The following is an 18312-nucleotide window of genomic DNA, read 5'->3' on the forward strand; positions in this document are numbered from 1 at the left end:
CGTCAGGACTTGCGGGCAACGCCGCAGTACGCGTCCAGCCGCGGCGGCTCGGCATCGCTCTCGGGACGCCAGGCGGGGGTCGGCACCACCCCCGGTTCGAGGAGTTCCAGGCCCTCCAGGTAACCGGCGAGCTGCTCGGGGCTGCGGTTGTAGTACTGGGCGGAGCCGCGCTGGTTGTGCCGCTGGGTGGCCGCCACGCGCGCCTCGCTGGTGTCGGTGCCGTCGTTGATCACCAGATAGCTGCCGGACGGCATCGCGTCCATCAGCGTGCGGACGATCTCGCAGGCGCGGTCGTAGTCGCGCACGTTGCCGAGCACGCCCATCATCACCACCGCGATGGGACGGGAGAAGTCGAGGGTCTCGGCGGCGTCGCGCAAGATCGTTTCGGGGTCGTGGACGTCGGCCTCGATGTAGGCGCAGACGCCCTCGGGCGTGCTGGTGAGCAGCGCGCGGGCGTGCGCGAGCACCAGCGGGTCGTTGTCGACGTAGACGATGCGCGACTCGGGCGCGGCCCGCTGGGCGACCTCGTGGGTGTTGTCGGCCGACGGCAGGCCCGTGCCGATGTCGAGGAACTGCCGGATGCCCACGTCGTCGGTCAGGTGCCGGACGACCCGTCCGAGGAACTCACGCGAGGCGCGTGCGACATCGACGATTCCCGGGTAGACCGCCATGATGCGCCCGGCCGCCTCGCGGTCGATCGGGTAGTGGTCCTTGCCTCCGAGCCAGTAGTTCCACATCCGGGCGGGATGCGGGACCGACGGGTCGATGAGCTTCGACACCTGACGGCGCTGGGACGGAGAGTCTTCGGGCATGGTGCGGCGCCGCCTCTGCTCGATCTCGGCGTTCTTAACGATCAAACGCAACTATAGACCGTGACCAGGGCCATGACAGACTCATACAACAGGGGTGATGACGTGGGCGAACATAAGTTTCCCGACTTCCGCCAGGTCGTTCTGGACGCCACGGACGCCAGGCAGCTGGCCGAGTTCTACCGGCGGCTCCTGGGGCTGCGCTACCGGCCGGGCCACGAGCCGCCGCCAGCCGGGCGCCCCGACCCGGCGGGCGGCGACTGGCTCGTGCTCTGCGACGCCGCCGGCCGCCCCCAGTTGGCCTTCCAGCAGGTCGACACGCTGCCCGAGGCGACCTGGCCGGACGGCCCCGTCCCGCAGCAATTGCATCTCGACCTCACCGTGGAGTCGACGGCCGCGCTCGACGTCCAGCACGACCGCGCCCTGGACCTGGGCGCCCGGCTGCTGCACGACCGCTCCGACGACCCCGAAGAGCCCCTGCGCGTCTACGCCGACCCCGCCGGACACCCCTTCTGCATCTTCCTGGAGCCGTCTCTCTGAACCACCCGATGACAGCGCCGCCCTAACCAAACGCGGTCAGGCTCCCGTAGTCGACCCCGGACGGACGATCATCAGCACCACCACGACGGCCCAGAGCAGGTTGAAGACGCCGGTCATCATCGCCAGCCGCGCCGCCCCGTCCCCCGTCTCCAGCAGCCGCGCCTGCCCGGGAAGGATCACCGCCCCCAACACCCCGGCCGCCAGCGCCGTCAGGATCACCGACGCGATCAGCCACGGATCGCCGAGCACCCCCAGCGCCGACCCGGTCGCCAGCCCGAAAACCGGCACCACCAACCCGGCGAACGCGTACCCCCGGCAGATCCGATGCAGGACGGCCGCCCCGCCGTCCGCCGACCTCGCATACCTGGGAAACAACGACGCCGCCACGGCGATCGGCCCGATCATCAGGATCGCCGCGAGCACGTGCAACGACAGGAACACCTTGGCCACCGACGACCTCCTATGAGTTGGCTACCAATGCATTTCCTGTCTACAGGAATTCTGTGTAGGCTGTCCACTCATGAGGGCAGACGCGGTACGTGGGCACCTCGACGGGCTGCTGCTGGCCGTGCTGGAGTCGGGGCCGCTGCACGGCTACGCGATCATCGCCGCCGTCCAGGAACGCAGCGGCGGCGCGCTGGAACTCCGCACGGGCACCATCTATCCCGCCCTGAACCGCCTGGAGCGCCTGGGCCTGCTGCGCAGCAGCCGGACGTCGACGGGCCAGCGCGAACGCCGCTGCTACGAGCTCACCGACTCGGGCCGCCGCGGCCTGGCCACCGAGCGCAGCGCCTGGCGCGAGTTCACCACGGTGATCGGCGCCATCCTCGACCCCGGAGAAGCCACATGAACGCCATCGACGCCTACGCCGAGACCCTGGCCTCCGCCCTGCACGGCCCGTCCAAGGCCAAGGCGCGAATCGTCCAGGACATCCGCGAGGGCCTCACCGACACGGTCGAAGCCCACAAGACCCAGGGCGCCACCCACACCCAGGCCACCAAGAGCGCCCTGGAAGAGTTCGGCACCCCCGAAGACCTGACCCCCACCTGCCAACGCGAACTGACAATCGCCCAAACCCGCAAAACGGCCCAGGCTTTGGCCCTAGCCGTACCAGTCCTCACCACCTGCACCTACCTAACTCACCTGGCAGCCCCGGGCATGGCGATCCCCCTGATCACCCTCACCGCACTCTCGGCCCTGATGGCCGCCACCACCTTCACGGCCACGGGCACCCTCTCCCGCCGCCTCCCCACCCGGGACCGCTTCCCGCTCCTGGTCGCCTGGACCAGCACCACGGCGGCGATAACCATGGGAATCACCGCAATAGCCCTGGCCCTAACAGCGGCCCTGACGACCAACTGGCCCCTGATAGCCGCAGCCGGAGCCCTCACCGCCATATCCCACGCCGCGGTGGCCAACGCCTCCAAAACCTGCCGCCTCTGCGCCCACCTCCCCCAAACCCCAACCATTTGCGAAGGGCCTTGATGGGGCAAGGGGCGAAGGCCCCAGAGGGGGCGTGGGGGGCGGAGCCCCCCACCTTGGGGGTGTGGGGGCGGGAGCCCCCAAGGGGCTGTCCGAGCGGAGCGAGGGCGAAGCCTTTGGGGGTGCGGGGGCGGAGCCCCTGCATCGGGGGGTTCCGGGGGGTCGTCCCCCCGGGCAAGCATGGAACGCGGCCCCGGGAAGCCGCGAATAGCGGCGAACAGAGGACGCCGACGCGTGGGGCGGGCGGGACTCGAACCCGCGACCAAAGGATTATGAGTCCCCTGCTCTGACCAGCTGAGCTACCGCCCCGAAAGACCCTGGATAGGAAGGGTCAAGGCGCGAGCCATATTAGCGGCGGGGGTTGGGGGCGGGCCACCGAGAAGGGGCGCATCGTCCCTGCGGGGGGTGCGGATGTCATACCTGGTACCGAGTGACTTGGCTTGCGACTGGTCGGTAGGGTCCGGCTATGCCTAAGCTCCGTGGTCGTTGGTTGTTGCCGGTTCACGCCGTGTTCGCGCTGGTCGTGGTGTCCGCGTGCGGTGGGGATGACGAGCCCGAGAAGTCGTCGGGGAAGGCTTCGGACCTGAAGGCGCAGCAGCAGGGGCAGGCGACGTTGCAGCGGGCGTCGGTGGCGATGGGCAAGGTCCAGAGCGTGAGCTTCCGGCTGGCGACCGAGGGCAAGCCGTCGATCATGGTGAAGGGCGGCGATCTGAAGCTGCTCAGGAACGGTGACGCCGAGGGGACGCTGACGATCGAGCAGTCCGGGCAGGCCGTGGAGATGAAGGTCGTGGCCCTGGGCAACAACTTCCATCTGAAGGCCGTGACGGGCGGCTGGCGGACGTTGCCGAAGGCGGCGGCGTCGATGATGTACGACACCTCGGCGGTGCTCGATCCGGAGCGGGGCATCGCCAAGTTGCTGACGACGGTCAAGGCGCCCGCGGCGCAGGGGTCGGAGAAGGTGGCCGGGAAGGACGCCGAGAAGGTGTCGGCGACGTTGCCCAAGGACGCCATCGGGGGGCTCATCCCCGGGATCGACTCCGATCTGCCGGGGCAGGTGTGGATCAGCAAGGCCGACAGTCGGCTGGTCAAGGTGAAGGCCGAGATCCCGCCTCCGGCGGGCGGCGGCGACAAGGGGTCGGTGATCATCGACTTCACCGAGTTCGACGCGCCGTACAAGATCAGCGCTCCGAAGTGAACCGTCGCCGCGTCGCGATCGGGGTCGGCGGCACGGTGGTGTTGCTGGCCGCGCTGGACGCCTATGTCGTCACCACGATCCTGGTCACGGTCGTCCAGGATCTGAAGATCCCGGTCAACCGGCTGGAGCGGGTCACGCCGGTGCTGACCGGGTTCCTGCTCGGGTACGTGGCGGCGATGCCGCTGATCGGGCAGTTGTCGGACCGGTTCGGGCGCCGGCCGTTGCTTCAGGTTTGCCTGGTGGTCTTCGCGGTCGGGTCTGCGGTGACCGCGGTGGCCGACACCGTGCCGACGCTTACCGGTGGACGGGTCGTCCAGGGCCTCGCCGGGGGCGCGTTGCTTCCGGTGACGATGGCGCTGGCCGGGGATCTGTGGGACGAGCGCAAGCGTCCCGTGGTGCTGGGCGCGGTGGGCGCGGCGCAGGAGATGGGCAGCGTGCTCGGGCCGCTGTACGGCGCGGGGATCGCGGCGATGCTCGACTGGCGCTGGATCTTCTGGGTGAACCTGCCGCTGGTCGTGGCGGCGATGGTGGCGGTCCATTTCACGGTTCCGGGTGGACGGCCGAAGGGCGTGCGTCCGGGCGTCGACGTCGTGGGCGGGCTGCTGCTCGCGGCCGGGCTCGGCCTGCTGGTCGTGGGGCTCTACAACCCCGAGCCGGACGAGTCCGCGCTGCCCTCGTGGGGGCTCCCGGTGGTCGGCGCCGGGGTCGTGGTGCTGGCCCTGTTCGTCGTGTGGGAGGTCAGGACGCGGACGCGGCTGCTCGATCTGTCGGGCGTGCGGCGGGGGCCGCTGCTGGCGACGCTCGGGGTGAGCCTGCTGTCGGGCGCGGCGCTGATGGTCACGCTGGTGGACGTCGTCCTGATGGCCAAGACGCTGCTGAACAAGGACACCTTCGAGGGCGCGCTGATGCTGACGCGGTTCCTGGTGGCGTTGCCGGTCGCGGCGCTGCTGGGCGGGATGCTCGCGCGCCGGGTGGGCGACCGGTGGCCGATGGCGGCGGGGATGGCGATCGCGGCGCTGGGTTACGTGCTGATCGCCAACTGGCCCGCCGACCTCGGGGACGCCTCGTACGGGCCGCTCCCCCGTATGGACGTCGACCTGGTCATCACCGGGCTGGGGCTGGGCCTGGTGATCGCTCCGGTGTCGTCGGCGGTGCTGCGGTTCGTCCCGGCGGCGCAGCACGGGGTCGCGTCGGCCGCGGTGGTGGTGGCGCGGATGATGGGGATGCTGCTGGGGATCTCGGCGCTCTCGGCGTGGGGGTTCTACCGGTTCCACGCGCTGACGGCCGACCTCCAGGCGCCGCTGCCGTTCCTGATGTCCGAGGCGGAGTTCGCGAAGGCGCTCACGGTTTATACCGGAAAGGTGCAGGACGCGCTACGCACCGAGTATCAGGAAATCTTTCTCATCACGGCGGGATTGTGCCTGATCGGAGCGTTTCTGGCACTCGCCGTGACGTCCGGCGGCGACGATACCGAACCGTCACCTCCGGCCCCCGAAGAGGCCTTGACACGGTGATCACGCGAATGCGACGTTACGGACATGTGAACTGACCTGGCGGTCAGAACAGTCCGGGTCGGGACCAGCGGTCCGCGCCCCTGGGGAGGTCGCTGATGGACCCGGTGATCGAGAGGCGGCCCGGCACCACGGTGCGGGCCCGGCTGGCGGACCGTGGCCTGCGGCTCACGGCCAATCCCGTGCTCTCCTACTGGCCGCTGAACCTGTGGGGGTTGCGTCCCGCGTTCGCGCTCGATCTGGCCGCGCCCGTCGCGCTCCCCACCCCGCGCTGGGCCGAGGTGGAACGCGTCAGGTTCGACGACTTCCCGGCCGAATGGGTCCGCGCGCCGCATTCGGCGGACGACCGCGCCATTCTCTATTTCCATGGCGGCGGTTTCTTCTCCTGCGGGCTGCGGACCCATCGCCGGATGGTGGCCCGCCTTTCCGCCGCGTCGGGCGCGCCGGTCCTTTCGGTGGCCTATCGGCAGCTTCCCTCGGCCCCGCTGGAGACCTCCCTCGCCGACTGCGTCGAGGCGTACCGGTGGCTGCTGGACGAGGGGTACGACGCGAGCCGCATCGTGGTCGCGGGCGACTCGGCGGGCGGATTCCTGGCCTTCGCCGCCACGATGCGGGCCCGGGACGAGGGCCTCCCCTCCCCCGCCGCCATCCTGGCGCTCGCCCCGCTGACCGATCTCGACCACGACACCAAGCTCGCCCACGAGAACGCCCGGCTGGACGCGTACCTGCCCGCGCGGCGGGTGGAGCGCCTGGCCCGGCTGCTCACCGGTGGCACGGTCCCGATCGACCCGTTGACCTCGCCGGTGAACGGCGACCTGTCCGCGCTGCCGCCGGTGCTGATCCAGGTCGGCTCGACCGAGATGCTGCTGCCCGACTCCGAGCTGATGGCGCGGCGGCTGGGTGAGGCGGGCGTCCCCTGCCGGCTCCAGATCTGGGAGGGCCAGGTGCACGTCTTCCAGATCTTCGCCGATCTGGTGCCCGAGGGCCTGGCCGCGCTGCACGAGGCGGGCGCGTTCGTCCGCGAGCACACCGTCCCCGACGCGGCGGAGAAGCGGCGCGACCGGAACCTGGCCGCCTAGCCGCTTATTGCCACCCCGTCCGATTAGCTGGAAGCTCGACGGGAAGCCCCCCGGGACGCTGACGACGGGACGGTGCGGCATGGAGCGGATGAACGGCCTGGACGCGGGTTTCTACTTCGCCGAGTCGGCGAACACCCCGCTGCACATCGCGTCGGTGACGGTCTTCGAGGGACCGGCTCCGGCATACGGGGAGGTGGTCCGGGCGGTCGCCGCCAAGCTCCCCGAAGTCCCGCGCTACCGGCAGCGGGTCAGGACCGTCCCACTTCACCTCGGCCGCCCGATCTGGGTGGACGACCCGCACTTCACGATCCTGTACCACGTCAGGCACACCGCCGTCCCCGCGCCGGGTCTCCCCGACCAGCTGCGCAACCTGGCGGGACGGATCCTGTCGCAGCGCCTCGACCCGGCCAAGCCGCTGTGGGAGATCTGGCTGGTCGAGGGCCTGGAGGGCGGGCGCTGGGCCCTGATCACCAAGGTGCACCACTGCGTCGTGGACGGGGTCGGCGGCGTCGACCTCATGACCACGCTGTTCGATCTCGGCCCCGAGCACGAGACGCCCGAGCACACCGAGCTGCCCGCGCCCGAGCCCGCGCCGTCCGGCGCGGAGCTGCTGGCCGCCTCGGTCGGCGGCGCGATCGGCGAGCCGCTCCGGCACCTGGGCGGGCTGCCCGGCCTGGCGCGGCGGCTGGCCCGCCCGCGCACGCTGCGCGGGGCGGGCGCGGAGGTGCCGCGCACGCTCGCGCGGCTGGCCCGGTCGACCACCGGGTCGTTGAACGGCCCGCTCGGCCCGCACCGCCGCTGGTGCTGGACGCACGCCGGGCTCGACGAGATCCGGGCGATCCGCGCGGTCTTCGGCGGGACGGTCAACGACGTCGTCCTGGCGGCGGTCACGGCGGGCTTCCGCGAAGTCCTCGCGTCCCGTGGCGAGCTGGCGCCCGGCACCCGGGTGCGGACGCTGGTTCCGGTGTCGGTCCGGACCCGCGACGAGCGCGGCGAGATCGGCAACCGGGTGTCGGGGGTGCTGATCAACCTTCCGGCCGGCGAGGACGACCCGCGCCGCCGGCTCTTCAAGATCCGCGAGCAGATGAACGACGTCAAGCGCACCCACCAGGCCACCGGCGGGGAGGTCCTGGCCAAGCTCGCCGGGTTCGCGCCCACCCTGATGGCGCTGGGCTCGCGGTACGCGCTCGGCCACGCGCAGCCGCTCGTCCAGACGGTGGTGACCAACGTCCCCGGGCCCGACTTCCCCCTCTACGTCCTCGGACGCAGGCTGACCGGGCTCTACCCGTTCGTCCCGCTGGCCCTGGGCGTGCGGGCCGGGGTGGCGGTCTTCTCCTACGAGGGACGGCTGACCTTCGGCCTGACCGGCGACTTCGACGGGATGCCCGACCTTTCGGAACTGGCCTCGGGCATCCGGTCGGGCTTCGACGAGCTGGGCAAGCTCGCCGACGGCTGACCGCGCGGATGGCCGGATGCGGCCACGCGCGTCCCGCCGCGTTCCTCCCACCTGGAACGTTCTTAACACGAGCGTCACAGGGAATGCCTACCGTTGTCGCTCCGAGTGATGATCAGCCCCCGCGACGTGAAAAGAGAGGGTGAGGCCGTGCACCGCATGAGCGGACTCGACGCCAGCTTCTATCTCCTGGAGGACGAGAACACCCCACTCCATGTGGCCTCGGTCATCGTGTTCGAGGGGCCCGCCCCGTCCTACGGCGACCTGGTCAGGCACGTCGTCGCCAAGCTCCCCCTGGTCCCGCGCTACCGCCAGCGCGTCCGCTCGGTGCCGCTGCACCTCGGCCGTCCCGTATGGGCCGACGACCCGCACTTCCAGGTGCTGTACCACGTCCGGCACACCGCGATACCGGCCCCCGGAACCGACGAGCAGCTGCGCAACCTGGCGGGCCGCGTCCTGGCGCAGCGCCTCGACCCGGCCAAGCCGCTGTGGGAGATCTGGCTGGTCGAGGGCCTCACCGAGGGCCGCTGGGCGATGATCGCCAAGGTGCACCACTGCATGGTGGACGGCGTTGCCGGCATGGACCTGGCCACCGTGATGTTCGACCTGACGCCCGACCACGAACCGCCGGGCGAGCTCCCGGTGTGGGAACCCGAGCCCGAGCCGTCCTCGCTCGACCTGCTGGTCGACGCCGCCCAGCGCACCGTCATCAGCCCGCTGCGCCAGTTCAACGACGTGGCCCGCAGCGCGGGCGTGGTGCGCAACGCCCGGCAGCTCGGCGACTTCGCGCGCGGCCTCTCCCGCGCGACCGCCCGGTTCGCCCAGCCCACCGCCGGATCGCTGAACGGCCCGATCGGGCCGCACCGGCGCTGGTGCTGGCAGCAGATCCCGCTGGCCGACGCCAAGACGATCCGCAAGGCCCTGGGCGGGACGGTCAACGACGTGATCCTCACCGCCGTCGCCGCCGGGTACCGCGACGTGCTGAGCGCCCGGGGCGAGCTGACCCCCGAGACCGTCGTGCGCACCGCCGTCCCGGTCTCGGTGCGCTCCACCGACGAGCGCGGCGAGCTCAACAACCGCGTGGCCGCGGTCTTCGTCAACCTCCCCGCGGGCGAGGCCGACCCGCTGGAGCGCCTGCGCCTGGTCCGCGAGCAGACCGACGACGTCAAGCGCAGCAACCAGGCCGCCGGAACCAAGACGCTCACCCGCCTCACCGACGTGGCGGTCGCGCCCGCGCTGCTGTCACTCGGGGCGCGCCTGCCGGTCCGCCTGCGCCAGGAACTCGTCCAGACGGTGACCACGAACGTGCCAGGCCCGGACTTCCCCCTCTACGTCATGGGACGCCGCGTGCTCGAACTGCACCCCTATGTGCCGCTGGCCGGAGGCATCCGGGCCGTGACCGCGATCATCTCCTACTGCGGCCAGCTGAACTTCGGCCTCACCGGCGACTTCGACGGCATGCCCGATCTGGACGTCCTCACCAAGGGCATCCAGGGCGGTTTCGACGAGCTGCTCGCCCTCACCGAGTGACCTCGGGGTGCCTGGCCGCGTGCGGTCAGGCACCCGGGAAATCCGCCGTGTTTGCGCCCCCTGCTCTGTGCCGATCATCTAAGTGAGGAATATCCTGGGGAAAGACGGCTAAGGCCTCTTACCGGGAGCACGCTCCCCGGGGAGGTGACCACAATGCGCAAAGCGGGCATCCGAGCGACCGGCTCGGCACCGCGCCGGCTGTGGCGACGTCTCGGGTTCGAACGCAACCCGCTGCGCCGGCCGGTCGACCGCGTCCAGCGGCTGGTCGCGTCCGGCCTGCTGCTAGTGCTGCTGGCGGCCGGGCCGCCAATGGCCGCCTGGTGCTCGGGTTGGGCCTACGACGCGGGCCTGCGCGCCGAGCACTCCGAGCGGGCCAACCGTCAGCCCACGGTCGCCACGGTGGTCGCCGACGGCCGTCCCGGCTCGTCCGGTGACCGCTACATCCACGAGACCGTCCAGGCGTCGTGGCCGGGCCCCGACGGCAGGACCCGCGTCGGCCCCCTGCCGAGCTGGAAGAACGCCAAGACCGGCGCCCGCAAGACGATCTGGATCGACCGCCGCACCGGCGAGCCCGCCGTCCGTCCCCGCCCGCACACCCGCACCGTCACCGACGCCGCCTACGCGGGCGGCGCCGCCGTGATCGTCCTCGGCCTGCCCCTCCTGCTGGTCTACGCCCTGGCCCGCCGCCACTGCGACCGCCACCGCGACGCCCTCTGGGAAGCGGACTGGGCCCAGATGGACGCCGACGCGGGCCACAACCGCCCCTCCTAGCCCACCTTGAGGGCGGGACGCCGTCCCGCCGTGAGCGTGCCGAGCACGAGGATCGCCGCCCCGCACCCGACGAGGATCCAATAGGCCGGACGGGCCGCGTGCACGAACGAGGTGTGCGCGAGCCCCGCGGTGATCACGGCGCCGATGACCGCGACGCCGAGGGCCTGGCCGAGCTGGCGGCTGGTGGAGGCGACGGCGGCGGCCACGCCGGCCTGTTCCCGGGGCATCCCGGACACGGCGGTGTTGGTGATGGGCGCGTTGAGCATGCCGAATCCGAGGCCGAACAGGACGTAGGACGTGAACAGCAGCGGGTCGCGGGTCTCGGCGTCGAACGCGGCCAGCAGCAGGGTGGCGGTGAGCATCGAGGCCCCGGCGAGCTGGAGGGGCAGGCGGGGGCCGCGCGCGCCGACCAGGCGTCCCGACAGCGGTGCGAAGACGCCGGTCGTGGCGGCCATCGGGAGCAGGTACACCCCGGCTTCCAGGGCGGACAGGCCCCGGACGTTCTGAAGGTAGAGGGTGTTGAGGAACAGAAATCCGCCCAGCGAGGCGAACGCCGCCACCGCGATCACGGTGGCGCCGGAGAACGGGACGCTGCGGAAGAAGCGCGGGTCGATCAGGGGCTCGGGGTGGCGGCGCGCGTGGGCCAGGAACCCGGCCAGCGACGCCGCGGCCAGGACGACGCAGCCGATGATGACCGGGGCGTCCCAGCCGAGCATCGGGCCCTCGATGATCGCGTAGGTGAGCCCGCCGAACAGGGCGATCACCAGCAGCTGGCCGAGCGGGTCGGCGCGGCGCGGACGGTCGGCGCGCGATTCGGGGACGAACAGCGCGGTCAGCACCAGCGCCGCCGCCCCGACCGGGACGTTGATCCAGAAGATGGCGCGCCAGCCGACGGAGTCCACGAGCAGCCCGCCGACCAGCGGGCCCGCGGCCATGCTGATGCCGACGACCCCGGCCCACACGCCGATGGCGCGGGCGCGCTCGCGCGGCTCGGTGAAGGTGTTGGTGATGATCGACATCGCGACCGGGTTGAGCATGGAGCCGCCGACGGCCTGCACGACGCGGGCGCCGACCAGCCAGCCCAGGCCCGGGGCCAGACTGCACAGCACCGACCCGAGGGTGAACAGCACCAACCCGGTCTGGAACACGCGGCGGCGGCCGATCCGGTCGGCGGTGGAGCCGGAGAAGATCAGCAGGCTCGCCAGCACGATCAGGTAGGCGTCGATCGTCCATTGCAGGCCCGAGACCGAGGCGTCCAGCTCGCGCTGCATCGAGGGGAGCGCGACGTTCAGGATGGTGTTGTCGAGGCTGACGATCAGCAGGCTCATGCAGCAGATCGCCAGCACCAGCATCCGGCGGCGGGGCGCGAGTTCGGCCAAGACCCCAGATTACAAGCCGGTCTTCACGGCCCTGCGGCGGGCGGCGGGGACGACCAGGGGGGTGCCGGTCTCGGGGTCGTCGATCACCCGGCACGGCAGCCGGAACACCTCCTCCACCAGCTCGGCGGTGACGACCGCGCTCGGGTCGCCCTCGGCCACGATCCGGCCGTCGCGCATGGCGATCAGATGGGTGGCGTAGCGGGCGGCGTGGTTGAGGTCGTGCAGGACGGCCACGATCGTGCGGCCCTCCTCGTGCAGCCGCGCGCACAGGTCGAGGATCTCGATCTGGTGGGCGAGGTCGAGGAACGTGGTCGGCTCGTCGAGCAGGAGCAGCGGGGTCCGCTGGGCCAGCGCCATCGCGATCCAGACGCGCTGCCGCTGCCCGCCCGACAGTTCGTCCACGGGCCGGGCGGCCAGGTCGGCGACGCCGGTGGCTTCCATCGACTCCTGGACGACCCGTTCGTCCTCCTTCGACCACTGGCGCAGCAGGCCCTGGTGCGGGTAGCGGCCGCGCGCCACCAGGTCGGCCACCGCGATGCCCTCGGGCGCGATCGGCGACTGGGGCAGCAGGCCCAGCGTGCGGGCCAGCTTCCTGGCGGGCCAGGAGCCGATGCGCTCGCCGTCCAGCAGGACGGTGCCGCCCGCGGGTTCGAGGATGCGCGCCAGCGCGCGCAGCAGCGTCGACTTGCCGCACGCGTTGGGGCCCGCGATCACGGTGAACGAGCCGTCGGGGACGACGACGTCCAGGCCCTCGGTGATCGTCCGGCGCCCGTAGGCGAGGGTCAGGTCCTCGGCGGTCAGCCGCGCTTTCATATGCGTCCCGTTCTGCGTTGGGTGGCCAGCAGCCACACGAGGTATCCACCGCCGAGGAGCCCGGTCACCACGCCGACCGGGAGCTGGTGACCGGGGAACAGCCGCTGGCCCGCCCAGTCGGAGGCCGCCATCAGCACCGCGCCCATGCAGGCGGCGGGCAGCAGCCCGGGCCCGGCCGCCCGGGTCAGCCGCCGGGCCAGCTGCGGCGCGGTCAGCGCGACGAACGCCACCGGCCCGGCGGACGCCGAGGCGAGCGCGGTGAGCAGGACGGCGGCGCCCAGCAGCACCAGCCGGACGCGGCCGATCGGCACGCCGAGGGCATGCGCGGCGTCGTCGCCCATCTCCAGCATCCGCAGCTGCCGCCCGCATCCGATCAGCACGAGCGGCCCGAGGGTCGCCAGCCCGATGAGCGGGAGCGCGGCGTCGTCCCAGTCGCGGCCGTCCAGGCTGCCGGTCAGCCAGAGCACGGCCCGCGCGGCCTCGGTGATCTGCGCCTCGGTGAGCAGGTAGCCGTTCACTCCGGTCAGGAGGGCGGCGACGCCGATGCCGATCAGCACCAGGCGCTGGCCGTGGGCGCCGCCGCGTCCGGACAGGAGCAGGATCAGGACACCGGTGGCCAGCACCCCGGCGACGGCTCCGAGCGTGACGGCCACGCTGCCGCCACCGACCACGACCATCACGATGAGCACCCCGGTCGCCGCGCCCTGCGAGAACCCCAGGATGTCGGGGCTGCCCAGCGGGTTGCGCACCAGGGACTGGAAGACCGCCCCAGCCAGGCCGAGCGCGGCGCCCGCCGCCAGGCCGGTCGTCACCCGGGGCAGGCGGAGTTCGTTGACGATGAAGGACTGGGCGGGGGTCCCGTCGCCGACCAGGGTGCGCAGCACCTCGGCGGGCGTCATCGGGTAGTCGCCGGTGCCGATGGCCAGCACCGCCACGCCGAGCGCGGCCAGCAGGCAGCCCGCCGCGACGGCCAGGGGCCGCACCGCGAAGCGCAGGGACAGCGTCCCGGTGCGGATCACGCTCACGCCATCCTCCCTCGGGAGCGGACGAAGTAGAGGAAGACCGGGGCGCCCAGGACGACGGTGATGACACCGGCCTGGACCTCGGAGGGACGGGCCACGACGCGTCCGACCACGTCGGCGCCCACCATCAGCACCGGCGCCAGGACCGCGCTGTAGGGCAGCAGCCAGCGCAGGTCGGGGCCGGTCAGGGCGCGGACGAGGTGCGGCACCATCAGCCCGACGAAGGCGATCGGGCCGCAGGCCGCCGTGGCGGCCCCGCACAGCAGCGTGACCGCGACGATGGCGCCCACTCGGGCGCGGGCGGGCCCCGAGCCCAGGGCCTTGGCGGTCTCCTCGCCCATGGCCAGGGCGTTCAGCGGCCGCGCCAGCATCAGCGCCAGGACCAGGCCCGCCAGGACGAACGGGAGCACGCGCCAGACGATCGGCCCCTGCGCCGAGGCGAGCGAGCCGACCGTCCAAAACCGCATCTTGTCGAGCGAGGAGGTGTCCAGGAGCTGCACGGCGCTGACGTAGGAGTACAGGGCGGCGTTGAGCGCGGCGCCCGCGAGCGCGAGTCGCGCGGGCGTGGCGCCGCGTCCGCCGCCGACGGCGTAGAGGAGCACGGCGACGGCGGCGGCCCCGGCGAACGCGAACCACACGAATCCGGCGAAGGACCCGATGCCGAGGAAGGCGATGGCCGACACCACCGCGGCGGCGGCGCCCGCGTTGATGCCGAGGATGCCGGGGTCGGCCAGGGGGTTGCGGGTGAGGGACTGCATGACGGCCCCGGCGACGCCGAGCGCGGCGCCCGCGAGCAGCCCGAGGACGGTGCGCGGCAGCCGCATCTGGTGGACGACGGCGTACCCGGCCGAGGTCTCGTCGACCAGCCCGTCCCACACCTGGGGCGGCGAGAGCTGCTTCGCGCCGACCGCCAGGCTCAGCAGGAGCACGGCGAGCAGCGCCGCGAGGGCCGCGAGCAGCCCGCCCGCGCGGGTGAGGCGCGGGGATCTCATGATCGACACCAACGGGACTCCGGGGGGCACTCTGGACAACGACTTAGGTTAGGTTAACCTAACTCCGCCCGCCCCTGAGCAATGGAGACACCCGTGAAGTCCAGCCCTTCCTCCCACCTGTCCCGCCGCGGCCTGCTGACCGCGACCGGCTCGCTCGCCCTCGGGGCATTGATCGCCGGGTGTGGCGAGAGCGAGGGCGCGGCCAAGGGCGGCGCCTGGAACTTCACCGACGACTTCGGCACCAAGGTCGGCCTGAAGGAGCGTCCCCGCCGCATCGTGGCCTACATCGGCGCGGCGGCCGCCCTGCACGACTTCGGCGTCACCGACCAGATCGTCGGCGTCTTCGGGCCGACCAAGCGCAAGGACGGCAGCCCCGACGTGCAGGCCGGCGGCCTTCCCGTCGACGAGGTGACGATCCTCGGCAACGCCTACGGCGAGTTCAACATCGAGAAGTACGCCGCCCTGCGCCCCGAGGTGCTGATCAGCACCTCGTTCGTCGGCAAGGACCTCTTCTACGTCCCCGCCGAGAGCAAGGACAAGATCTTCCGGCTCGCGCCGCAGATCGGGATCTCGGGCGGGTCCGTCCCGCTGAACAGGCCGATCGAACGGTTCGCCCAGCTGGCCGCCGCGCTGGGCGCCGACACCGCCTCCGCCAAGGTGAAACAGGACCGGGCCCGCTTCGACCGGGCCGCCGCCGCCGTGCGCGCCGCGGCGAAGGAGAACCCCGGCATCACGATCCTCGCCGCGTCGGCGGGAACCGAGCTCCTCTACGCCTCCAACCCCGGCAAGAACACCGACCTCATGTACTTCAAGCAGCTCGGCGCCGGGGTCATCGTCCCCGACAAGATCGGCAAGGACGGCTACTTCGAGGACCTGAGCTGGGAGAACGCCGACAAGTACAAGACCGACGTCGTCCTGCTCGACAACCGTTCGCACGCGATCCAGCCCAAGGACCTGACGTCCAAGCCGTCCTGGCGCGGCCTGCCCGCCGTCAAGGCCGGACAGGTCGCCGCGTGGGCGCCCGAGCCCGCGTTCTCCTACGCGGGCTGCGCACCGGTCCTGGAGGCCCTCGCCCAGACCATCCGCACCGCCAAGAAGATCACCTGACCGGGAGGCCCGCCCATGACCACTCCCTTCCTCTTCTTCGACGTCATCGTGCTGCGCACCCGGCGGCTCAGCCCGACCATGCGCAGGATCACCTTCGCCGGGCACCTGGACGAGTTCGCCTCCGGCGGGCGCGACCAGCGCCTCAAGCTGTTCCTGCCACGGCCCCACCAGAACGCGCCACTGGTCCCCACCGACGCCGGGGACCAGTGGTTCAACGCCTGGCGCGAGCTCGACCCGGACGAACGCGGGATCATGCGGACCTACACCGTCCGGCACCAGCGCCCCGGCGAGTTCGACCTCGACTTCGCCGTGCACGGCGACGGCCCGGCCTCGGATTGGGCCGTGACCGCCGAGCCGGGCGACCGGGTCACCGTGCTCGGCCCGGCCGAGCCGGACAATCCGGGCGTCGACTTCCGGCCGCCGGACGGCACCGGCTGGGTGCTGATCGCCGGGGACGAGAGCGCACTGCCCGCGATCGGCGGCATCCTGGCCGACCTGCCCGGCAACCTGCGCGCCAAGGTGTGGATCGAGGTCGCCCACGGCGCGGACATCCAGGACCTGCCGAGCGCGGCCGACGCCGACATCACCTGGCTGGTCCGGCGCGAGGGCATCCATCTGCTCGGCGCCGTCCGCGCCGCCGAACTCCCGGCCGACGGCTCGCCCTACGCCTGGATCGCGGGCGAGGCCGGAGCCGTCAAGGCCCTGCGCCGCCACCTGGTCAACGAGCGCGGGTTCGACCGCGGGGCCGTCACGTTCACCGGGTACTGGCGCCTGGGCGCCAGCGAGGAGGACCTGCTCGCCGAGCACGCCGTCATGAGCGACGGGTGAAGACCTCGGTCCAGAACCGCTGCCGGTCGGCCTCCACGCCGACCAGGTAGGTCGCCTTGAGCTTGGGCGGCAGGAGGGGCGCCAGCCGGGCGGCGGTCGCGCGGTGCGCGCGCAGCTGGCTCAGCTCGGCGTTGGCCAGGACCCGGTGGACGACGTCGGTCGCGTCCGCGCCCTCGGGCCCCTCCTCGGCGGCGGCGCGCAGCCGCCCGGCCCAGACGTCCAGGTCGTCGGCGAGCTCGCGCAGCCCGGTGATCGGGCGGGACGCCAGCCTGGCCTCCAGGTCGGCCAGCGGCACCGGCGCGTACTCGCCGTCGCCCAGGTAGACCTTGGCCATGTCCAGCGGCATCCCGAGCCGGTGCAGCTTGATCAGGCGTTCGAGGGTCCGCTTGGTGATCCAGGCGCGGCCCTCGTCGTCGATGTCGTTCTTCCACCATTCCAGAACGGTTTCGGCGACCGGCCCGTACCGGTCGATGAGCCACTGGTTGGCCGGGATGTCGTCGGGCTCGATCTCCAGCGAGACGGTGAAGCGGGACGCCTGCGCGATGGTGTTGCGCGCCACCAGCAGCTTGCGGCCCAGATGGTAGGGCGGGTTCTGCAGCGCGATCTGGGCGCGCAGGCCCCCGATCCGGCGCCCGGCCAGCGACCACTCCTGCGTGATCTCCATCAGCCGCGCGAACGTCGCCTTGTCCTTGGGACGGTTGTACTCGTCCCACACGATGGCCTTGTCGCCCTCGGCCACGAACGGCGCGGCCAGGAGGTTGTCGAGCGTCCCGTCCAGGGTGGGGACGGGCGCGCAGAGGTCCTCGACGTTGGTCACCGGCAGCGAGAAGTACAGCGGGTCGTGGCCCAGCTCCGCCCGGACGACCTCCTTGACGACCTCGGTCTTGCCGCAGCCGGGCGGGCCCTGGACGAGCACGGTCCAGCGCCGCTCCAGCGCGGTCCTGACCACCGCGCGGACGGCGTCGGGCACGTGCGCGGGATCGGGGACGTCCCCTCCCCCGCGCCGCAGCTCCTCGGCGATCCAGGCCAGGATCTCGGTGGCCTGGTCGTCCTTGGGCTGGCGGTCCTCCCCGGGAGGCTCGGCCAGCCTGAGCCGCTCGCCGTTCACCAGCGGCAGCCCCCAGACCAGCGGGAACCCGGCCAGGCCGCAGTCGATGACGTGCTGGAGCGTCCTGGGCGAGAGCAGCCTGCGGACGCCGGGCGTCAGCGACGCCCACACGCGGAAGACCCCGGTGAGGTCGACGCCCTTGAACCGGCGGCTCAGCGCCTGCCGCCACGCCGTGTCCGCGGCCGTCACCTGGATCGTGGCCATCCGGTCCAGGATCGCCAGGTCGGAGCGGCGCGCGGCGGTCTCGGTCAGCGACTCGTTGTCGGCGAGGAAGACCCCCACGCAACCCAGTTCACGCAGGTCGTGCTCGCCCAGCGTCCAGGAGCAGGCGACCTGCATGAGCTGCGACTGGACCGTGTCGCCCGCCTGGAGCGAGTCGTCGATCAGCAGCACGAACGGGCGCCCCGGCTTCAGCTGGCGCATGATCAGCTGCCGCAGCGCCAGCTCCCCGTCCGCGCGGCGGACGGGGGCGTTGACCAGCAGGTCGTCCGGCGTGAGGTTGGCCGCGGGCACGTACACCAGGTGCAGGCCCCGGCCGCGCACATGGGCGAAGAACGTGGCGGTCTTGCCGATCCCGTGCTCGCCGAAGACCTGGCCGGTGACGCCCAGCTCGATCATCGCGTCGATGAACCGGGTCAGCGTGGTGCTCATCGAGCAAGTACAGCGGAGCGGGACGCCGGAGATCACCCGATT

At 72.1% G+C, this 18312-nt stretch carries 18 protein-coding genes and 1 tRNA gene; 11 read left to right on the forward strand and 8 right to left on the reverse strand.

Annotation, left to right across the window (positions count from 1 at the left end; translation table 11 throughout):
* Window positions 1–2: 2 nt before the first annotated feature.
* Complete coding sequence (locus ACQPY4_RS28375) at window positions 3–812, reverse strand: SAM-dependent methyltransferase (protein ID WP_433339056.1); 810 nt, start codon at window positions 810–812, stop codon at window positions 3–5.
* A gap of 102 nt (window positions 813–914) precedes the next feature.
* Here ACQPY4_RS28375 and ACQPY4_RS28380 point away from each other — a divergent pair, with 102 nt between their 5' ends.
* A complete protein-coding gene (locus tag ACQPY4_RS28380; protein ID WP_433325878.1) occupies window positions 915–1349 on the forward strand; it encodes a VOC family protein in 435 nt (144 codons plus the stop codon).
* A gap of 36 nt (window positions 1350–1385) precedes the next feature.
* Here the strand turns inward: ACQPY4_RS28380 and ACQPY4_RS28385 are convergent, their stop codons facing one another.
* The gene (locus ACQPY4_RS28385) at window positions 1386–1799 is read right to left on the reverse strand and encodes a hypothetical protein (RefSeq protein WP_433325880.1); all 414 of its coding nucleotides are present in this window, start codon (window positions 1797–1799) and stop codon (window positions 1386–1388) included.
* A 70-nt stretch (window positions 1800–1869) separates the two neighbouring features.
* On the opposite strand from ACQPY4_RS28385, the gene ACQPY4_RS28390 reads away from it, so the two are divergent.
* Window positions 1870–2199 (forward strand): PadR family transcriptional regulator, encoded by a 330-nt coding sequence (locus ACQPY4_RS28390; protein WP_433325882.1) that lies wholly within the window; start codon window positions 1870–1872, stop codon window positions 2197–2199.
* The gene (locus ACQPY4_RS28395; RefSeq protein WP_433325884.1) at window positions 2196–2834 is read left to right on the forward strand and encodes a permease prefix domain 1-containing protein; all 639 of its coding nucleotides are present in this window, start codon (window positions 2196–2198) and stop codon (window positions 2832–2834) included. Before ACQPY4_RS28390 ends, ACQPY4_RS28395 begins: the two co-directional genes overlap by 4 nt.
* 232 nt (window positions 2835–3066) lie before the next feature.
* On the opposite strand, the gene ACQPY4_RS28400 is transcribed toward ACQPY4_RS28395, so the two are convergent.
* Window positions 3067–3140: transfer RNA gene (locus ACQPY4_RS28400), tRNA-Ile, on the reverse strand.
* A 157-nt stretch (window positions 3141–3297) separates the two neighbouring features.
* Here ACQPY4_RS28400 and ACQPY4_RS28405 point away from each other — a divergent pair.
* The 6 genes from ACQPY4_RS28405 (at window position 3298) to ACQPY4_RS28430 (ending at window position 10370) form a co-directional block, all read left to right on the forward strand.
* Entirely contained in the window at window positions 3298–4026 is a 729-nt protein-coding gene (locus tag ACQPY4_RS28405) for an LppX_LprAFG lipoprotein (protein ID WP_433325886.1), read from the forward strand.
* A complete protein-coding gene (locus tag ACQPY4_RS28410; protein ID WP_433325888.1) occupies window positions 4023–5540 on the forward strand; it encodes an MFS transporter in 1518 nt (505 codons plus the stop codon). Before ACQPY4_RS28405 ends, ACQPY4_RS28410 begins: the two co-directional genes overlap by 4 nt.
* A gap of 95 nt (window positions 5541–5635) precedes the next feature.
* On the forward strand, window positions 5636–6616 hold the full coding sequence (locus ACQPY4_RS28415) for an alpha/beta hydrolase (protein ID WP_433325890.1): 981 nt from the start codon (window positions 5636–5638) through the stop codon (window positions 6614–6616).
* A gap of 79 nt (window positions 6617–6695) precedes the next feature.
* Entirely contained in the window at window positions 6696–8072 is a 1377-nt protein-coding gene (locus tag ACQPY4_RS28420) for a WS/DGAT/MGAT family O-acyltransferase (RefSeq protein WP_433325892.1), read from the forward strand.
* Between the two features lie 156 nt (window positions 8073–8228).
* Window positions 8229–9599, forward strand: a complete 1371-nt coding sequence (locus ACQPY4_RS28425) for a WS/DGAT/MGAT family O-acyltransferase (protein WP_433325894.1) — start codon at window positions 8229–8231, stop codon at window positions 9597–9599.
* A gap of 153 nt (window positions 9600–9752) precedes the next feature.
* Window positions 9753–10370: an Rv1733c family protein gene (locus ACQPY4_RS28430; protein WP_433325896.1), complete on the forward strand. Its 618-nt coding sequence runs from the start codon at window positions 9753–9755 to the stop codon at window positions 10368–10370.
* Here ACQPY4_RS28430 and ACQPY4_RS28435 read toward each other — a convergent pair.
* Genes ACQPY4_RS28435 through ACQPY4_RS28450 form a run of 4 tightly spaced genes read right to left on the reverse strand, consistent with a single transcriptional unit; the run spans window position 10367 to window position 14576 of the window.
* The gene (locus ACQPY4_RS28435) at window positions 10367–11749 is read right to left on the reverse strand and encodes an MFS transporter (protein ID WP_433325898.1); all 1383 of its coding nucleotides are present in this window, start codon (window positions 11747–11749) and stop codon (window positions 10367–10369) included. The genes ACQPY4_RS28430 and ACQPY4_RS28435 overlap by 4 nt on opposite strands.
* Window positions 11750–11758: 9 nt before the next feature.
* On the reverse strand, window positions 11759–12562 hold the full coding sequence (locus ACQPY4_RS28440; protein WP_433325900.1) for an ABC transporter ATP-binding protein: 804 nt from the start codon (window positions 12560–12562) through the stop codon (window positions 11759–11761).
* Window positions 12559–13587: a FecCD family ABC transporter permease gene (locus ACQPY4_RS28445; protein ID WP_433325902.1), complete on the reverse strand. Its 1029-nt coding sequence runs from the start codon at window positions 13585–13587 to the stop codon at window positions 12559–12561. The genes ACQPY4_RS28440 and ACQPY4_RS28445 overlap by 4 nt, the downstream gene beginning before the upstream one ends.
* On the reverse strand, window positions 13584–14576 hold the full coding sequence (locus ACQPY4_RS28450) for a FecCD family ABC transporter permease (protein ID WP_433325904.1): 993 nt from the start codon (window positions 14574–14576) through the stop codon (window positions 13584–13586). The genes ACQPY4_RS28445 and ACQPY4_RS28450 overlap by 4 nt, the downstream gene beginning before the upstream one ends.
* Window positions 14577–14669: 93 nt before the next feature.
* Between ACQPY4_RS28450 and ACQPY4_RS28455 the strand changes: the two genes are divergently transcribed.
* Window positions 14670–15683: an ABC transporter substrate-binding protein gene (locus tag ACQPY4_RS28455; RefSeq protein WP_433325906.1), complete on the forward strand. Its 1014-nt coding sequence runs from the start codon at window positions 14670–14672 to the stop codon at window positions 15681–15683.
* 15 nt (window positions 15684–15698) lie between these two features.
* Window positions 15699–16511 (forward strand): siderophore-interacting protein, encoded by an 813-nt coding sequence (locus ACQPY4_RS28460; RefSeq protein ID WP_433325908.1) that lies wholly within the window; start codon window positions 15699–15701, stop codon window positions 16509–16511.
* Here the strand turns inward: ACQPY4_RS28460 and ACQPY4_RS28465 are convergent.
* Window positions 16495–18270, reverse strand: coding sequence for an AAA family ATPase (locus ACQPY4_RS28465; RefSeq protein ID WP_433325910.1), 1776 nt, complete (start codon window positions 18268–18270; stop codon window positions 16495–16497). The genes ACQPY4_RS28460 and ACQPY4_RS28465 overlap by 17 nt on opposite strands.
* Between the last annotated feature and the right edge of the window lie 42 nt (window positions 18271–18312).

This window comes from Spirillospora sp. CA-294931, assembly GCF_050946795.1.
In the GTDB taxonomy this organism is placed as follows: domain Bacteria; phylum Actinomycetota; class Actinomycetes; order Streptosporangiales; family Streptosporangiaceae; genus Spirillospora.